This is a genomic window from Bacillus sp. ISL-78, from assembly GCF_018613455.1.
Classification (GTDB): Bacteria; Bacillota; Bacilli; order Bacillales; family DSM-1321; genus Peribacillus; species Peribacillus frigoritolerans.
The window spans coordinates 54462-72655 of the sequence record NZ_JAGGQC010000026.1 but is presented as its reverse complement, the minus strand read 5'-3'; the positions used below and the strand labels follow the sequence as shown (position 1 = coordinate 72655).

The window sequence follows — 18194 nt, the reverse complement described above, 5'->3', positions numbered from 1 at the left end:
ATTTAATTGAATGTACATATAGGAGGGGCATGGATGAGTAAGCTTGATGGCAGGACCGTTGCTTTATTGGGGGCGCGGAAGACGGAAGAACTTAGTAAAATCGTTCAAAATCTTGGGGGAGTCCCGGTTGTTCGCCCGGCACAGGGGACGGTTTTCCTTGATGATTCCCATTTGGAAGAGGATGTCACCCGGTTGATGGCAGGGGAGTTCGATTGGATCATTCTCACGACGGGAGTGGGAACGGAATTATTATATAAAACGGCAGTGAAGATGGAAGCGGGAGATCGTTTCATAGAGGCTTTGCAGTCTATGAAAATTGCAGCTAGGGGCTATAAAACGGTTAATATGCTGAAAAAGCTTGGCCTGCAGCCATTAATCCGTGATGATGATGGCAGTACGGCAGGGCTTGTTCGCAATCTGGAAGGCCATCTGCTTGGAGGTGTAAAGGTCGCTTTGCAGCTTCACGGCGATCCGGCGCCTCTTTTGATGAATTGGCTGGATGAACAAAAAGTGGAACATAAAGAAATCCTGCCATATGAACATATAGCGCCTGAAAAAGAAACGATGCAGCAGCTGATCCAAGAAATCCTTGAAGGCAAAATCGATTCGGTTGTGTTCACGAGTGCACCCCAGCCGCGAAATTTAATGAGATTTGTCCGTGAACAAGGCGTGGAGGATAAGATAGTCGGCCTGTTTGCATCAGATGTAATTGCTCTTGCGGTCGGAAAGGTAACGGCGCAGGTGGTGATCGATGAAGGGATCGATCGGGTCATATATCCTGAAGATCAACGGATGGGCAGTGCAATGGTGGAGCTGGTGAAATATTATCAGGGAATGGCAAGCAGATAGGGGTGAGTGCGGCATGACCAAGGGCAAGGTTTATTTTGTTGGTGCAGGTCCGGGTGATGAAGGCCTGATTACCGTAAAAGGCCAAAAAGCGATTGAAAAAGCGGATGTCATTTTATATGATAGATTGCTAAATCCCAAGCTGTTGGAGGCTGCCGCCTTCGATTGTGAATTGATATATTGTGGCAAGACACCTTATACTACTGGCAACAGCCAAGGGGAAATCAATGAGCTGCTTGTTTCCAAAGCACTGGAAGGGCATCGGGTCGTCCGTTTGAAAGGCGGTGATCCTGCCGTTTTTGGAAGAGTCGGGGAGGAAGCGGAATCGTTGAAAGATGAGGGAATCCCATTCGAAGTCATTCCTGGGGTTACGTCCAGCATTGCTGCATCCATGTACGCAGGAGTCCCCGTCACACATCGGGATTACGGACGTTCTTTTGCGATGGTGACGGGCCATGACCAAACGAAGAAGGATATAGATTGGAATGGGCTTGTGAGTATAGATGCGGTTGCCTTTTATATGGGTGTAGCCAACCTTCCGTCTATCCGCGAAAATTTGATCAATCATGGAAAGCCGGGGAATACACCGGCACTCGTCATTCAATGGGGCACTTATGGAAGACAGGAAAGTGTCGAGGCGACCTTGGATGATATCGTCGAACGGGTAAGTGGAAGGTCGCTTGGCAATCCTGCAATCACCTTGGTCGGGGATATCATTTCACTAAGGGGAAAACTGCAATGGTTCGAAAGGAAGCCGCTTTATGGACAACGGTTTTTAGTTGCCCGGACGGGGACGGCAAAAAGTGCTCTGGCGGAAGCCCTGTATGAACTTGGCGGCGAAGTCATCGAGTTTCCTAAATGGAATGCGGCAAAAGTGAAAATAGAAGAAAGTCAGCTGCTCGCTTTTCTTTCATATGATCGAATTCTCTTCACTTCGCCTGAAAGTGTCCATGGATTCTTGGATTCACTCACTGAACAAGCTATTGATTTCCGCCGGATTTCTTCTAAACTATATGTGTTATCAAGGAAATCGAAAAAGGCTTTGCAGCAACGGGGTCTGACGGCCGAGCTCAAATCCGGGATGCCGGAAGCCGGAACACTGTTAGTTGTTGGGGATCGAGACAGGGAATTTAGAGATCCTGCACACGGGGACGGAGACTATATTCAAACAATCGCTAAATTTGTCGATGAAAGATTTCTTGAAATCTTTCCGAGAATGCTTGATGGGAAAGCTGTAGGAACGGTATTATTTTCAAATCGGCATTCAGTCGATATGCTGATGCAATATGGGAACAAGGCAAACGTGGATGTTGAAGCGCTGCTAAAACAAGCCTCCATCGGGGTGATCGGGGAAAGTACCGGCAATAGACTTCAAGACTATGGATTTACATCTGATATGATGCCGAAAGAACCGTCTGTCGAACAATTGGTGGATTTGATCGTGAATAGGAATATTTTTTAGGCTCTGATAAAAACAGAGTCTATTTCCTTTGGAAGGCTTCGTTGTTCACCTTCTATATATTGTTGGCGTTCAGTGTTAGTGCCAATCGTGTTATCATTTAATTACGGAACATCACGGAGTATGAAAAGCCCTCACTTACTGCTTTTATTGGCCGGAATTCATTCAAAGGCAGGAGGTGACTTCATGTTTAATATTGGCGATATTTTATGGCAATTTTTCTACCTTGCCCTCCTTGTTCTGTTATTCGTTATGGTTGTGAAGGCGGTCCGTTTCTTTATAAAGCATATGACAAAAATGAATAACCTGGATAATAAATGAGATGAATTACATGAACGATTGAAAAAGAAGGATGAATGAAGGCGAGGCAGGGGTGGGCATTAAACGGAATTGGACGAATTCACCAAATGGACACTCAATTTTGAGGAGTAAGGAATAAAAGTCTTTTATTCCTTCACAGATTAGGTATTATATATATGTGACTTTTCCAGGGAGGCGAAGTAAATGAAACGGACATGGGAATACGCATTAAGTATCATAGGCGTGAGTATCGCCGCGATTTTTTTAATCGTGACGATCATAGCGGCCGTTTATCTCAACAGTATCGATTTGAAAGAAATGATGGACTACTCATTAATGACAGATTCTGAGTTTTCCTCGTCTGAGGTAGATATGTCAATCAAGTTATTCATGGGCATGCTTTGGGTGGGGATCATATCGCTGTTCATTGCCCTGGCAGGCGGTTTGATCGCTATCTTTCTATTAAAGGGCGGCAAGGCGAAGGGAGCCGGAATCTTATTGATCATTACGGGCATTCTGACGATCTTTCATGTTTGGCCGCTTATCTTCTTCATCATACCGGGTATCATGTGCCTTGTAAGGAAGCCGAGGGAAACGGTGGAAGTGATCGAATGATCCGGCATCATACATAGTTTTGTGATTGAAAACAAAGGAGCTTTTCCGATAATCCGGGTAAGCTCCTTTTATGCCGTAAGGATATTTTAGGAGGAAATACCCTATTATACCTGAAATCACCAGTCTATCATGTTACTATTATTATAGATTCAAATATAAATAGACTGGAGTTCGATCGATGAAGATACCTTTAATGAAGATTGGGGCACTGACCTGTTTAACACTCGGTTTGTTCAATGGACACGCTTTTGCGGAGTCTGGAATAATCAATGCGTGTTCATCATTCGGTGAGATTCAATCAAATGTAAATCCTTCTCATAAGCAGATCAACTGCTTACTGACGAATGCGGCAATAGAGGCTGAAATCCCCCCTGAAGTGGTAAAAGCGGTGGCTACGCAGGAAAACGGGGATTGGAGGCAATTTAATGAGGACGGTAAACCGATTATATCCGGCGATGGCGGCATCGGTCTAATGCAGCTTACCAATAAAAGTGGGTATGACCAGAAAAAGCTGGAAAATGATATGGTCTACAATATCGGGGCTGGCGTCGAGGTACTGAGTGGCATGTATTCAAGAAGGGATTTACCCAAGATCAAAGGTGCAGGGCGCAGGGTCATCGAAAATTGGTATTTCCCTGTCATGGCTTACAATGGGACAAAACCGGTGAACAGTCCTCTTTACCAGGAAAACGGGAAAATGAATGTGAATGCGTACCAAGAGGAAGTTTTTGCTGAGATAGAGAACCAAAGTTATTTGAATGATACGAAACTGGCAAAATATCCATTCAAAACTTCTGACTTTCAATATGATCGGGACAGCACGGAAAATATCGTCTTTAAAAATCTTGAATACACCCTGACAGATCCAACGCATGACTCTGTTTATTGGTTCAGGGCAGGAGACAAAGTGGTGACGACATCGAGCGCGAATATCAGGAAAGATATAAGCACTACGGCAGGTGCAGTAACTGTTCCGCCAAATAAAAGCTTGATCATCACAGGGGATTTTGACTATCACGAATCTAAGGGAAATAAATTTGTCTTTTACCCCGTACAAACGGAAGACAAGAGTATTAAGGGGTATGTTTCATCAGCTTACATCTCCAATCGGCCATCGATTGTCAAGGATACGAATAAGCCTGTGATTTCAGGGACTGCCGGTAAAGCAATTCCAATCAACTCAACTTTCAATCCTAAAACCGGCGTAAAGGCGAAGGATGATAAAGATGGTGACTTAACGAATGTCATCCGAGTTGAAGGTAAGGTCGATACCAACAAAGTGGGCACCTATAATTTGACTTATACGGTAGCTGACAAAGCTGGGAATGTTTCCAAGGTCACAAGGAAAATAACCGTTTATGATCAAGTCACGCCTGTCATTTCAGGTGCCGGGAACAAAACCATCAAACTTAATTCTTCATTCAATCCAAAAACAAACGTGAGTGCAAAGGATAATGCCGATGGAAATTTGACTAGTAAAATCAAAGTGACGGGTACAGTCAATACGAAGAAAAAGGGGACCTATATATTGAAGTATACGGTCACAGATTCATCGAAAAATGTGGCGACAGTCACAAGAAAGATCACGATAGATGGCACCAAGCCAGTCATCTCGGGAGCCAATAGTAAAACCGTTGGCTATTATTCGACATTCAGCCCTAAATCGGGCGTATCTGCGAAAGATAACCTGGATGGCAACATGACAAGTAAAATAAAGGTGACAGGTACGGTGAATACAAAGAAAAAAGGTACGTATACATTAAAGTATACAATCACCGATTCATCGAAAAATACTGCAACAGTCACAAGAAAGATCACGGTAGACAGCACAAAGCCGGTCATTTCCGGTGCCAAGAGCAAAACCATTGCCTATAACTCGACATTCAATCCTAAATCAGGTGTATCCGCAAAAGATAATCTTGATGGAAGCTTAACAAGTAAGATCAACATAACAGGGACTGTGAATACGAAGAAAAAAGGCACCTATACATTGACTTACACAGTTACGGATAAATCGAAGAATAAGGCGGAAGTAAAAAGGAAAATCACCGTTAAATAGAAGGCCAACAAGGATTCCCTGAATAGGGGAATCCTTTTTTTGATGTCTGAATGTGTTTGTCTGAAAGATAGGCATATATAATAGTAGAAAGTGTCCTCAAGGGTGGAGTGGGTATTGATAAAAATGTTATAATTGTAAAAACATGTAATGATAGTGATCTGAAGGGGGATTGTTTATGGGCAAAGAACACGGGCATGTGAACTGGATGGATCAAATTTTTAAGGAATATGAAAGAGAAGGCGAGCTGAAGAATAATCCTGGCTTTGGTAAACCGCTTCCGGAGTCGGCGCTGTCGGGAAATATATATGACAACTTCTTGACGAAGGCCAAGGATGCCGGCTTCCTTCCGCTTTGGATAAAATGGCAAAAAGAAATTCGCGAAGAGCTAGCCGAATTGGTTCGATTGAAAAAATGAATGGAACTGAATCTGAATTAATGAAACGAATGGGTGAAATAAATGAGAAAGTCCGTACATATGATGCGATTTGTCCAACCAAAATGCAGCGGAGGGAAATAGTGATGGAAAGCATCGAAATCCAGTATGAAAAATGGAAGTAAATGATAATGTGTAAAATGTGGGTGTTTGTATGACGTGATCATGAAAGGATTATGTTATAATGGCATGAATAAAAAACAGAGAGAGGGACTTCGATTGGAAAAAAGAAAAGAAGTTTTTTCATGGATAAAAGCGATATTGATTGCAGTCATTCTAGCTTTTTTAATTCGAACGTATATTTTTGCACCGATTGTCGTGGACGGTGAGTCAATGATGCCGACTCTGCAAGACCACGAAAGAATTGTTCTTACCAAGTTTGGAACGGATATCGATAATATAGACCGGTTTGATATTGTCGTTTTTCATGCAACGGTAGATAAAGATTATATAAAAAGGGTTATCGGTCTGCCAGGTGACCATATTGAATATAAAGACGATACGCTTTATATTAATGGGAAAGCTTATGAAGAACCATACTTGGACAAATATAAGAATCAGATGACATCAGGAGTGCCGCTGACTGAATCCTTCAAGCTCGAAGATATTACAGGCAGCATGACAGTGCCGGAAGACCAGTTGTTCCTTATGGGGGACAATCGCCAAAATAGTTTGGATAGCCGTGAAATTGGCACGATTTCCGTCGATGAAATCGTGGGCAAGGCGAATCTAGTGTATTGGCCGATCAATGAAATAAAGATTGTGAAATAAGAAGAAGCGGACTCAGGTATCGAGTCCGCTTTTATTGTTGCCGATTTTCATCCTTAATGAGGAAACTGTCATACAGGTATTTCAACAAAAAACGTGTCCATTCTTCTTTTTTTTCTATTTTTTTTTTGAAAATCAACTCATCTGGGTTAAATTAGGTTATCCTATTAAAAAGAAGTAATCACGTTACCCAGGCCCGCATAAGAAAATGGATTACTTTAATAAAGGGTGCTGAGATGGAGTACTTTAGATGGATATAGTAAAAGATTTAATATCAAACTATGGTTATTTTGCGATATATGGATTGCTGGCGATTGGGATTATTGGCTTGCCGGTACCCGATGAGTTCATGATGACTTTTGTCGGCTATTTATCATCCATTTCCGTTTTGAATGTCCAGGGAGCATTCCTTGTCAGTTTCCTTGGCTCGATATCCGGGATGCTTGTCAGTTATTTCATCGGAAAAAAGGTGGGGAAGCCTTTTTTGAGGAAGCATGGTAAGTGGATCAAAATGACCCCCGCGAGGTTGGAAAAATTGGAGAAATGGTTCAATAAATACGGTCCATGGACGATTATCATCGCCTATTTCATTCCAGGAGTCCGTCACTTCGCCAGTTACATTTCCGGTATGAATGGAATGGGGAAACGAAAGTATTTTATCTTTGCAGGAGCAGGGGCATTCAGCTGGTGTTTGGTATTTACGACTTTTGGCTATTTCATCGGTGTGTTAACTTAACTCATTACAACTTACCAAATTTTTTTATTGAATCAGAAAATCCCGTTTCTGAGTATTGGAAACGGGATTTTCCATTTCCGCTTTAATTATTGAGAGGAGTATCCGCCGTCGATGACAAGCTCGGCACCAGTTACGTATGAAGCTTCATTGGATGCTAGATAAAGCACGGCATTTGCAATATCCGCCGGCTGACCCAAACGTTGTAATGGAGTGGCCTTGCATTTAGTTCACTAACTCTTTTGATTCTTCTGATTTTTGGGTCATCGGTGTTTCGATGATACCAGGGAATACGGCATTGACACGGACGCCCATGCGGCCATGTCGTGTTGCGGCAGCCTTGCACGCACCTTTTGAAGTTCAAAAGTTATATGATTAACGAGCAATAGTTTAACTCCTTCAAGAATCCGTCAAGCATTTTATTTTCCGGCTTGGGAATGCCTGTTTCTTGCTGGGGAAAAGTGGAATCGCCATAACTCCTGCGGGTTGAAAGCGATATCAATCTTTCAATCTTCAAATTTTGAAACGTAAATTATTCATATCTAATGGCTTTTACCCGTTCTATTTAAAACGATCCACAAGTAATCTTGTAGAGGCATCTCGCTGGGGGGGCACCATAAGAACAATTCTAGTGATTAAAATTGAATACTGCTATCTTTTTGTACACTTAATCAAAGTTTTATAACGGCATTCCAATTTTAACTTTTCAGAACTTTCATGTACATAGGAGGTCATCATTTTATGAATAACAGAGCATATCTTTCCTTGGCCATCCCGCTTACGATTTCGACGATGAGTACGCCCTTGCTTGGTGCGGTCGATACGGCTGTGGTTGGAAAGTTGAGTGATCCCGCTTATATTGGCGGGGTGGCTGTCGGAACGATAATTTTTAATACGATGTATTGGCTTTTTGGTTTTCTCCGGGTCAGTACATCTGCCTTCGCTGCACAAGCGGTAGGGGCAAGGGATGAAAAGCAAACCCTGATGGCCTTGATTCGGCCTTTTTTCATTGCAGCGATCATCGGTCTGCTTTTTATCGTGATCCAAAAGCCCATTTTGAATGTATCGTTAGGCGCAATCGGCCCGGAATCGGACGTTTCCGCCTTTGCCGCAGATTATTTCGGCATCAGGATATGGGGCGCACCATTTGCTCTATTGAATTATGTCATCTTAGGCTGGTTAATGGGGAAATCGAGGATAAAAACATCTTTGTTCATTCAAGTTTTCATGAACGTGATGAATATAATTTTATGCCTCGTTTTCGTTAATGGCTTTTCATGGTCTGTATCAGGGGTTGCTGCCGCTACACTGATATCAGAGATATCCGCTTTTTTACTGGGCTTGTGGGTCATCCGGAAAGCGGTTAACGTACCGGATTCTTTTTCATTCCGGGAGGGGTTCGATCGGGCTTCCTTGAAAAAAATGATGGTGGTCAACAGGGATTTATTCATCAGGACCATTTGCCTGATCACGGTTTTCAATCTTTTTACGGCCAAGGGAGCGACTTTCGGGACAGAGACCCTGGCGGCCAATGCCGTACTCATTCAAATCCATTATCTGATGGCCTATTGCTTTGATGGCTTCGCGAACGCGTCAAGTCTTCTGGTCGGGAAGGCGATTGGTTCGAGAGATATAAACCTTTATAAAAAAACACTCTCACTATCGGCGCGGTGGGGCTTGTATGTCTCGTTCATACTTGCCGCATCTTACTATCTTTTCAGCGATGAGGTCATTCTCCTATTCACGGATATTCCCGGCGTCATCGAATTGGCCCATGAATATGGACTTTGGATAGTCCTATTCCCATTCAGTGCCTTTATCGGCCTCGTTTTTTATGGAGTGTTCACCGGTGCGACTGAAGCCGTTCCAGTAAGGAACTCGATGCTTCTGGCATTAATGGCTTTTCTAATAGTCCAATTTGCAGCGGTCAGCAATCATGGCAATCATGGTTTATGGCTTGCATTCCTGGCTTTCAGTTTAGGACGTTCTTTGTTTTTAGCATTATATATCCCAAGACTGAACAGAAAAATAACAGTGTTAATGAATGACGATAGTCTGATGAAATCATCCTCTTTTTAAAAAAAGAGGGTGTTTTTTTATTTTTTAAGGAATTTTATCGGTAGTTTGATGTTAGCAATAATGCGGGAATACGAAGAATAGGTAGCAAGGCTTGGCGAATGTGGTAGGAATAGTGATAAAATGAAAAATATATATATAAAAGAGGAGTTGTCATATTTTGAGTGAATTGAATTGGCGAGAAGAAGTTGAAAAACGGAAAATGGACTTATTGCTGGACACACAAAACTTATTGAAAATAAAAAGTGTACTTGATGAAGAACACCCGACAGAGGAGGCACCATTCGGTAAAGGGGTGAAGGAAGCGCTTGATTTCATGCTTCAATTAGGAGAAAAAGATGGTTTTACTGTGAAAAATGTCGATAATGTCGCTGGTCATATCGAAATGGGGGAAGGCGACGAGTTAATCGGGATATTATGCCATGTCGACGTGGTACCCGAGGGCGATGGCTGGAGTTCGGATCCGTTTGGCGCTGAAATCCGCAATGGCCGCATATATGCCCGTGGGGCAATCGATGATAAAGGGCCGACGATGGCTGCCTATCATGCGATGAAGCTGGTCCGGGAGCTGGGAGAACCTTTGAACAAACGTGTGAGGATGATCATTGGAACCGATGAAGAATCGAACTGGCGCTGCGTTGACCGGTACTTTGAAGTGGAGGAAATGCCTTCGATCGGCTTCGCACCAGATGCTGACTTCCCGATCATCAGTGCGGAAAAAGGAATCTGGGATTTCTCGGTTATCCATCCTGCCGATGCAGGAAATGGCACGAACTCAGACGTGAATGTCATCGAGTTTTCTTCAGGTCGAAGGACGAATATGGTACCGGATTTTGCGACGGCTATTGTGGAAACGGACAAACCTGCTGAAGTGGCGGCAAACTATCAAGATTATTTGCAAAAGTATTCATTGGGGGGCCAAGCCGTTCCGCAAAAAAATCAAGTGCTGCTTGAAATGAATGGTGTCTCGGCACACGCGATGGAACCGAACAACGGGAGAAATGCAGGTCTGCATTTAGCCGTATTTTTAGCTGATCTCACTCTTGATCCGCATGCGAAAGCCTACTTCACTTTCATCAAGGATCGTTTGTTCGAAGATTCCCGCGGAAATAATTTAGGTGTAGCTTATTCGGATGAGCAAACAGGGGAATTGACGATCAATGCCGGCGTTTTCAATTATTCTAAACAAGGCGACAGCTCGATCGGTTTCAGCATGCGTTATCCGGTCACGTTTGAGTGGGAACAGCAAAAGGCGGCGCTGGAGGAAAAGCTTGCGGCATATAATTTGAAAGTGAAGACCAATTCGCATTCAACTCCACATTATGTGGACAGTGAAAGCTTCTTGATCAAGACGTTGCAGGAAGTGTACGAAGCGGAGACAGGTGATAAAGCCGAGCTTCTTTCGATTGGCGGCGGCACATATGCCCGTTCATTGAAAGAAGGCGTTGCATTTGGCCCGCTTTTCCCAGGCAGCGAAGACATTGCGCATCAGAAAGATGAATATATTGATATTGAGGATATGCTTAAGGCAACGTCCATTTATGCACGTGCCATTCATGAATTGGCTAAATAAGAGGCAAAGAGGGAGAAAGACATGGGAAAAATCATTTTAAACGGCGACCTTAAAAGCAGGTCCGAAGTAAAGGTAGATATTGAAGACCGGGGATATCAATTCGGTGATGGCGTCTATGAAGTCATCCGGGTTTATAATGGTGAACTATTTGCGGGGGACATGCATTTGAACAGGTTGATCGACAGTGCGAAGTTGATTCAGATGAAAGTTCCCTTTACCATAGCGGAAATCAAAACCCGCATGAAAGAGCTGATCGCTGAAAATCAACTGAAGGACGGTATCGTCTATATGCAGCTGACAAGAGGAGTATCTGCGCGTACACACTCTTTTCCAATTGCAGAGGTGGAACCGGTCTTTGTCGCCTATACAAAGGAAATGCCTTATACAGGTAAAATTAAGCCAGGGGTCAATGCTGTTACCACCGACGATATTCGCTGGCTGCGCTGTAATATCAAGAGTTTAAATCTACTGGGTAATATAATGGCTAAACAGCAAGCGGTGGAAGCCGGCTGTGAAGAAGCGATCCAGCATCGTGATGGTACGGTGACGGAGGGAAGTTCGTCAAATGTCTCAATTGTGGTGGATGGCCAACTTAAAACGCATCCGGCCACAAACTTGATCCTTAATGGAATTACCCGTCAGGTGATGCTGAAACTTTGCACAGATCATGGAATTCCCTATGTCGAAGAGGCCTTCACGGTCGAGGACATGATGGCAGCCGATGAAGTTCTTTATACAAGCACTAGCGTCGAAGTGACACCCATCATTAATATCGATGGCCAATCGATTGCAGCCGGGGAACCCGGTCCGATAACTCAAAGACTGCAGAAACTGTTTTCCGAGGAAATCGAGAAGCAATGCGGTTCCATTAAATAGAGAAACGCCCCTTTGCCACTAATGGCAAGGGGTTTTTTTATCTGATTAGCCGGAAGCGAGATTGCCTTCCCCGAATCCCCCGATCCGTTCATTACATCGATTTGCAATCCTCTCTTTTGACATTTTCAAAAACCAGGAATATACTTGCTAATAACCTAAAAAGTTTACCTGTTGCAACAATTTAAGTTGCGTATAAAAAGGAGTTGACATAGATATGTCCGATGTGTTGCATCAATCTTCTTCGAGAGGAATAAAAAAACTGCTTCCCTATCTAGGGCCTGCCTTCATAGCAGCTGTGGCCTATATTGATCCAGGGAATTATGCGACCAATATTACAGCCGGATCAAAATATGGCTATACACTATTATGGGTTATCTTCGCCTCCAATTTAATGGCTGTGCTAATCCAATCACTATCAGCTAAATTGGGGATAGCCACTGGAAAGAACCTTCCTGAGCTATGCAGGGAAAAATTTTCGAAAAAAACATCTTTCTTATTATGGATTCAGGCTGAAGCGGTTATAATGGCTACCGACCTGGCTGAATTCATAGGAGCCGCACTAGGGATTTTTTTACTATTTGACTTACCGTTAATCACATCTGCAATCATTGCAGCGATTGGTTCCTTTGCCATTCTGGAAATCCAGCGGAGGGGTTACCGGACATTCGAAGCCCTGATCACGGTCATGATATTTGTCGTTGTGATAGCTTTTGGCGCTCAAGTTTTTTATGCAAAACCTGACACTTCGGCCGTTGTTTTAGGACTCTTCACTCCAAAATTCGAGGGAGTGGACAGCATTTTACTATCGGCCGGTATGCTTGGAGCCACCGTTATGCCACATGCGATATACCTTCATTCCTCTTTGACTCAAAGAAGGATAGTCGGAGTAAACGATTTGGAAAGAAAAAGGATTTATCGTTTTGAGCTAATTGACATTGTCATCGCCATGTTAATTGCAGGTGCAATCAATGCCGCCATGGTAATAGTTTCAGCTGCCCTATTTTATAAGAATGGAGCACTGGTGGAGGACTTGGATGTTGCCTATCAACAATTCGGGGCCATGCTTGGACCATCAGTCGCGATGTTCTTCGGAATAGGATTATTATTTGCCGGTTTATCGAGCTCATCCGTTGGTGTAATGACAGGTGATGTTGTCATGCAAGGATTCATTAAAAGACATATTCCGATTTATTTAAGAAGGGTCATTACTACCGTCCCGCCCCTGCTCATAATATTATGGGGAGTGAATCCATCCAAAGCGCTTGTGATGAGCCAAGTGGTCCTCTCGTTTGGCATCGCGTTTGCCTTAGTGCCATTGATCATGTTTACAAGCAATAAAAAAATCATGGGCAGCCTGGTCAACCATAAAATCACCTCAAGCATCGCTTGGCTTATAGCTGTACTAATCATTGGACTGAACTTGTTCCTGCTTTATGAAACACTGTTCAGCTAACATGGAAATGGCAGGCAAGGACCGATTTTCGGTCCTTTTTTGCTGTTTTTTCGTTAATCGACCAAGCCTGAAAACTACATTCCGGACCTGCGCATGATCCGTCAGGGGCTTCATTCATAGGATGGTAGATTAGGGATATTCCTGTGGAGGGAGTAATTATTAGGAAGCCCGGGAAAAGGTATAGGCAATGGGAATTATGGTAAAATTAAAGGGAAAACAGGAAGGAATGGAAATGAACATGAATACTCATTTTTTCTTTGCTTTAGTATTGCCTGACGATATTAAGGCCTATTTAAATGCTGTTACGGAACAACTAAAGCCAGACTTTCCATTTAAGAAATGGCTGCATCCAGCCGATTATCATATTACGATGGCATTTTTGGGCAATGCTCCCGATACATTGAAAGAAGATGCTTTGGGGCGTGTGGGAAGTGAGCTTGCCAATGAGGCCTCATTCGGTTTGGAACTGGACGATATCGGCGGTTTTGGCAAGAGTGATAGTCCAAGGATCCTATGGGCAGGCGTCAAGCAGCAAGAAAGGCTTTTTGCCATTCAAAGGAAAGTCTATAATTCCTGTATCGAAGCAGGTTTTGAACTTGATAAAAAGCCGTTTAAGCCTCATATTACACTGGCAAGAAAATTCGAGGGGGATAATCCCTTTTCGTTGGAGGGCGTTCGCCAGCTGGCGAATGTGCAGGATAAGCATTTTGAAGCAGATCAGGTTGCGTTATATCAAACACATCTTGGAGCTTCCCCTTCATACGAGCAGATTTTCACGATAAAACTTCAAAAATAGAGAGTTGGGTGGTGGTCGAATGGCACAGCTCATAAAGATGCAGGATTATATTTCCCGGTATGAGCAGGATATTTATCGTTATCCTACACAATTTGCGCGGTTGAAAAAACAGCAATGGGATAAATTGAAGGCTGCTTATAATGCGGGCGAGCTAGATCGGTTGTACAGTGAACATACTGAAAGTGAAACACAGGTCAAATTTGATCCTCCTCAGGAAGATTCGAAGCGCCTGTTTAAAAAGGTGAAAGGCATATTCCTCCGGACAGGTAAACAGGATTCAGAGTCGGAAGAACTGCCGATTACGAACCACATTGAAGATTCTAATGTTTTTTCATTAAGATTTCCGTTTCAGCCGGCCAGTCTCGATGAATTAAAGCAAAACTTTTTAAATCAATTGCTTCGTTTTCAAATGAAATGGGGGAGTTCGACGCTTCGTGAAAAGTCATTTGTGGACCAATCATTCTTTTTGGATGAGAGGCTCCGCTTTTTTCTGCAGCGTTTTCCGGATACGTTTCTCGTATTATATAAACCTATCTTTCTTTTGAAAAATGCGCCTGTTGAGGTCGAAGTCATTTTATTGACCCCTGTTGATGCTTGGTGCATCACGTTTCTGGAAGCGGAAGAAGACGCTGCTTTCATTGGGTCAAGTGAACGATTCTGGGTCCGCAGGCATCATAAGCATCCTGATAAAAAGGTGCTCAATCCTATGCTTGGTGCAAATCGGATGACGAACATCGTCTCCCAGTTATTTGAGCTGTATGGAGTGAACATGCCGATTAAAAAGGTGATTTTATCCCGGAATGGATATGTCGATTATCCCGAAGCCCCTTATGATATTACGATATTGGATAAACGGACCTTCCCGGAATGGTTCGAAAGGATGCGGGCCATATCGTCTCCGCTCAAGGCACAGCAGTTAAAAGGGGCACAGGCTTTGCTTGAATATTGCCAAACTACATCCAGCCTGCGACCTGAATGGGAAGCGGAGTGTAACCAAACGGATGGAAATCAGCATGCCGCACCTTAAAGAAACGGTATATTTCATTGTCAATCCAATGGCAGGAAATGGAGAGAGTTTGAAGGTTTGGAAAAAAGCCGAGAAAATCCTGCAATCAAAAGCTGTTCCCCATGAGGTGTTTTTTACACGGGAAAAGGGTCATGCGCTAAGATTGACGAAGGAGATCCTATCAGGGACGAAGCATGATACCCGGATGATCGCTGTCGGGGGAGATGGCACGATCAATGAAATGATAAATGGCGCCATTGGTTTCCCCCACGCCATCATCGGCTCCCTTGCGGCTGGATCAGGCAATGATTATGTAAGGGGCATTCAAAAAACCGGGAGTGTGGAAGAAGCTCTTTCTTTATTTCAGGAAAATGCCTTTAGTGCCATTGATATCGGACAGTTCGAGACGAATGGTAAGATGGGGTATTTCGTGAACAGCCTGGGAATGGGCATTGATGCTGAAATTTCCGATGAAGCGGAGCGTTCCGCTCTGAAAAAATGGTTTAATTTTGTCAGAGCGGGTAAATTAATTTATCTGTTCATTTTTATAAAAAAGATAGTGACTTATAAGCCCAGCTGCATGGAATTGATCATTGATGGAGACCGGCATATATTGAAAAAGGTTTGGTTCATCGTTATTGCGAACCAGTCCTATTTTGGCGGCGGGATGAAAATTTCACCGATGTCGAAGCTGGATGATGGCAGGTTGAACGTGATTGCGGTCCATGATATTCCTTTGTTGAAATTATTGACCGTCTTCATCACCGTTTTATGGGGCGGTCACCTGAACATTAAAAATGTTGATTCTTTTTCCGGTAAAATGATAAAAATGAAGAATGAAGGGTCAGTGAAAATCCAGTCTGATGGGGAGATTGTTGGTAGGAACGAAGTAGCTGCAGTGGTTCTGAAACAGAAATTGCGCGTCATGTTACAGGGTGTTAACCGATACAAAAATATGAAATGATTTATTTGTTTTTGTTTTATGCGTATAATCGTTTTATAGTACTTGACGAAGAAACCGTTTTTCAACTAAAATTTAATTTATGGCTATTGTTTAATTGCTCAATAGCTATTTTTTTATTTCTCTAAAAATGAGGATGTTTTTAATTGCGGGTATCACCCCGATGCAAGTATATATGCAGCTTCGCCAGCAGGCGGATTTTTTATAAAACATGGACTCAAAGTAGTGGTAATACATACACTAGGTGAACGTACCCACATTTGTATGATTAAGCGAGGAAATCGAAGGTGAACCAGTTGGAACATTTATTAGGTCAGGAGTGGGATATATCCCCTGCTGGAGGAGCTACGGGAGAAGCCTTTATTGCCGAGAAAGAGGGGCAGAAGCTCTTCCTTAAACGAAATTCATCGCCATTTTTAGCTGTTCTTTCAGCTGAGGGCATTGTTCCAAAGTTAATGTGGACAAAACGCCTGGAAAATGGGGATGTAATTACGGCCCAGCATTGGATGGAAGGCAGGGAGCTATCTCAGCAGGAAATGAACAATATAAGAGTCGCAAAGCTGCTTCAAAAAATTCATCAATCCGATCCTTTGTTAAGCATGCTCAAAAGGCTTGGGAAATCCCCTTTACGACCTGAAAGTATACTTACAGACATAGAAACCGGGTTATCTTCGGATGTTACGGACATTCCGATTATCAAACAGGCCATCCATTTTTTACAGAACAATCTCCTGTTGATTGAATGCGACGAAAAAGTCGTCTGTCATTGTGATGTGAACCACAATAATTGGCTCATGACGGAAACGGACGGATTGTTCCTGATTGATTGGGACGGAGCGGTCATAGGCGATCCGGCCATTGACCTCGGCATACTCCTGTATTCATATGTCCCGAGGGAAGAATGGAATCAATGGCTTGCCCGTTACGGCAAGAAGCTTGACGCAGGCCTGGAGATGAGGATGAAATGGCACACGGTTTCACAACTTGTGCTTTCCATCCAATGGCATCATCGTAGGAAGCGGTACGAGGAAAGAAATGAATTACTGCAAAAACTGGAAGCTTTATTGATGGTCAGCTGATCAGAATTGATCTATATCATCCACCCACTGGGACAGGTCGTTCTGGTGGGTTGAAATATGTGCATCCAAATCGGCGGTACCGATGCCCGTCTGACTGTATTCGTAAATCTCCGTCAGTATCGTTTTCACATTGCTGTCAATTTCCATATTGATCATCAAGGATTTGACAAGCCTTTCAACCTGTTCACATTCAGAAACGGATCCGCAGCAGTCTGTTTGATGGTTGGTCAATATATCTTTCAATAGTGACATTTGGTGTTCATGGGAAAGCGGCATATAATACCTCTCCTTTCTTAAACATGGATTCAAGGGGTTTCCAGGTGGTACTCGCCTGCCCTTCACTTATTTATGGTGTGTTTTGCTGAAAGTTTTATACATGAAAACTACAGTGACTGTCGCCTGGATGGCCGGCAGTTTTTTTATTTGATCAGTGGGTGTTTCCTGAAAAAATCAACTTGCAGGAATCCATACACTCGTGTTATGGTTTGAACGATTATATTATAAATAGGGGTGTCATCATGCGTTTAAGAAATAAACCTTGGGCTGAAGACCGTTTGAATGATTTTCCACAATATGTAATTCAGCAGCCAGTGAGCCATAAAGGTAAATGGCATGAAGTTTTCGGAAACGATAATCCGTTATATATTGAAGTGGGTACGGGAAAAGGCCGTTTCATCACAGAAATGGCAAAGGCCCATCCTGATGTGAATTTCATTGGAATTGAAGTATATGGAAGCGTCATTGTCGCTGCATTGGACTTGCTGATTGAAGCGGATGTTCCAAATTTAAAGCTGTTGAATGTTGACGCAGCGAACTTAGGGGACTATTTTGCAAAAGGTGACGTGGATCGCGTCTACTTGAATTTCTCTGATCCATGGCCGAAATCACGTCATGCAAAACGCCGGTTAACATATAAGACCTTCCTCGAAGTATATGAAGGCATCCTGCCAGACAAAGGCGAGATTCACTTCAAGACGGATAATCAAGGGTTATTCGAATCTTCCTTGAAAAGTATTTCCGAATACGGCATGCTCTTGAAATTTGTAAGCCTTGATTTGCATAACAGCAGTTTTGAAGGCAACATCATGACTGAATATGAAGAAAAGTTCTCGAGTAAAGGCAATCGGATATACCGATTGGAAGCAATGTTCCAATAATCAA

Annotated in this window: 19 protein-coding genes and 1 pseudogene; 18 read left to right on the top strand and 2 right to left on the bottom strand. The window is 43.1% G+C overall.

The window, feature by feature from the left end:
* Positions 1-33: 33 nt before the first annotated feature.
* The 9 genes from J7I96_RS21215 (at position 34) to J7I96_RS21180 (ending at position 7216) form a co-directional block, all read left to right on the top strand.
* Positions 34-849: a uroporphyrinogen-III synthase gene (locus tag J7I96_RS21215; protein ID WP_214924437.1), complete on the top strand. Its 816-nt coding sequence runs from the start codon at positions 34-36 to the stop codon at positions 847-849.
* 13 nt (positions 850-862) lie between these two features.
* Positions 863-2308, top strand: a complete 1446-nt coding sequence (gene cobA / locus J7I96_RS21210; protein ID WP_214924436.1) for a uroporphyrinogen-III C-methyltransferase — start codon at positions 863-865, stop codon at positions 2306-2308.
* 183 nt (positions 2309-2491) lie between these two features.
* Positions 2492-2626: a hypothetical protein gene (locus J7I96_RS28465; RefSeq protein WP_285292104.1), complete on the top strand. Its 135-nt coding sequence runs from the start codon at positions 2492-2494 to the stop codon at positions 2624-2626.
* A 183-nt stretch (positions 2627-2809) separates the two neighbouring features.
* A complete protein-coding gene (locus J7I96_RS21205; protein WP_214770898.1) occupies positions 2810-3220 on the top strand; it encodes a DUF4064 domain-containing protein in 411 nt (136 codons plus the stop codon).
* Between the two features lie 178 nt (positions 3221-3398).
* On the top strand, positions 3399-5279 hold the full coding sequence (locus tag J7I96_RS21200) for an immunoglobulin-like domain-containing protein (RefSeq protein ID WP_214924434.1): 1881 nt from the start codon (positions 3399-3401) through the stop codon (positions 5277-5279).
* A 175-nt stretch (positions 5280-5454) separates the two neighbouring features.
* Positions 5455-5694: a DnaJ family domain-containing protein gene (locus tag J7I96_RS21195; RefSeq protein WP_214924432.1), complete on the top strand. Its 240-nt coding sequence runs from the start codon at positions 5455-5457 to the stop codon at positions 5692-5694.
* Complete coding sequence (locus tag J7I96_RS21190) at positions 5691-5837, top strand: hypothetical protein (protein WP_214924429.1); 147 nt, start codon at positions 5691-5693, stop codon at positions 5835-5837. The genes J7I96_RS21195 and J7I96_RS21190 overlap by 4 nt, the downstream gene beginning before the upstream one ends.
* A 94-nt stretch (positions 5838-5931) precedes the next feature.
* A complete protein-coding gene (gene lepB / locus J7I96_RS21185) occupies positions 5932-6483 on the top strand; it encodes a signal peptidase I (RefSeq protein WP_251029215.1) in 552 nt (183 codons plus the stop codon).
* Between the two features lie 247 nt (positions 6484-6730).
* Positions 6731-7216, top strand: coding sequence for a DedA family protein (locus tag J7I96_RS21180; RefSeq protein ID WP_034309313.1), 486 nt, complete (start codon positions 6731-6733; stop codon positions 7214-7216).
* An 86-nt stretch (positions 7217-7302) separates the two neighbouring features.
* On the opposite strand, the pseudogene J7I96_RS21175 reads toward J7I96_RS21180, so the two are convergent.
* A pseudogene (locus J7I96_RS21175) lies at positions 7303-7570 on the bottom strand (SDR family NAD(P)-dependent oxidoreductase); the annotation flags it as partial.
* 384 nt (positions 7571-7954) lie between these two features.
* Between J7I96_RS21175 and J7I96_RS21170 the strand changes: the two are divergent.
* From J7I96_RS21170 to J7I96_RS21135, 8 genes are all read left to right on the top strand, one after another.
* Positions 7955-9292: an MATE family efflux transporter gene (locus J7I96_RS21170; RefSeq protein WP_214770918.1), complete on the top strand. Its 1338-nt coding sequence runs from the start codon at positions 7955-7957 to the stop codon at positions 9290-9292.
* A gap of 157 nt (positions 9293-9449) precedes the next feature.
* Positions 9450-10862 carry a dipeptidase PepV gene (gene pepV, locus J7I96_RS21165; RefSeq protein WP_214770919.1) on the top strand — a complete coding sequence of 471 codons (1413 nt, stop codon included), beginning with the start codon at positions 9450-9452 and terminating at the stop codon, positions 10860-10862.
* Between the two features lie 21 nt (positions 10863-10883).
* Complete coding sequence (gene dat, locus J7I96_RS21160; RefSeq protein WP_214924426.1) at positions 10884-11738, top strand: D-amino-acid transaminase; 855 nt, start codon at positions 10884-10886, stop codon at positions 11736-11738.
* A gap of 214 nt (positions 11739-11952) precedes the next feature.
* Positions 11953-13191 (top strand): Nramp family divalent metal transporter, encoded by a 1239-nt coding sequence (locus J7I96_RS21155; protein WP_214924423.1) that lies wholly within the window; start codon positions 11953-11955, stop codon positions 13189-13191.
* A 232-nt stretch (positions 13192-13423) separates the two neighbouring features.
* Positions 13424-13987 carry an RNA 2',3'-cyclic phosphodiesterase gene (gene thpR, locus J7I96_RS21150; RefSeq protein ID WP_214770924.1) on the top strand — a complete coding sequence of 188 codons (564 nt, stop codon included), beginning with the start codon at positions 13424-13426 and terminating at the stop codon, positions 13985-13987.
* Positions 13988-14006: 19 nt separating this feature from the next.
* Positions 14007-15014, top strand: coding sequence for an NERD domain-containing protein (locus J7I96_RS21145; protein ID WP_214770926.1), 1008 nt, complete (start codon positions 14007-14009; stop codon positions 15012-15014).
* Positions 14926-15957 (top strand): diacylglycerol/lipid kinase family protein, encoded by a 1032-nt coding sequence (locus tag J7I96_RS21140; RefSeq protein ID WP_214924420.1) that lies wholly within the window; start codon positions 14926-14928, stop codon positions 15955-15957. Before J7I96_RS21145 ends, J7I96_RS21140 begins: the two co-directional genes overlap by 89 nt.
* Before the next feature lie 293 nt (positions 15958-16250).
* The gene (locus tag J7I96_RS21135) at positions 16251-17033 is read left to right on the top strand and encodes a phosphotransferase family protein (protein WP_034311469.1); all 783 of its coding nucleotides are present in this window, start codon (positions 16251-16253) and stop codon (positions 17031-17033) included.
* On the opposite strand, the gene J7I96_RS21130 is transcribed toward J7I96_RS21135, so the two are convergent.
* Complete coding sequence (locus J7I96_RS21130) at positions 17034-17309, bottom strand: YtzH-like family protein (RefSeq protein ID WP_034309293.1); 276 nt, start codon at positions 17307-17309, stop codon at positions 17034-17036.
* 242 nt (positions 17310-17551) lie between these two features.
* Here J7I96_RS21130 and trmB point away from each other — a divergent pair, with 242 nt between their 5' ends.
* Positions 17552-18190 (top strand): tRNA (guanosine(46)-N7)-methyltransferase TrmB, encoded by a 639-nt coding sequence (gene trmB / locus J7I96_RS21125; protein WP_034309290.1) that lies wholly within the window; start codon positions 17552-17554, stop codon positions 18188-18190.
* Positions 18191-18194 lie beyond the last annotated feature (4 nt).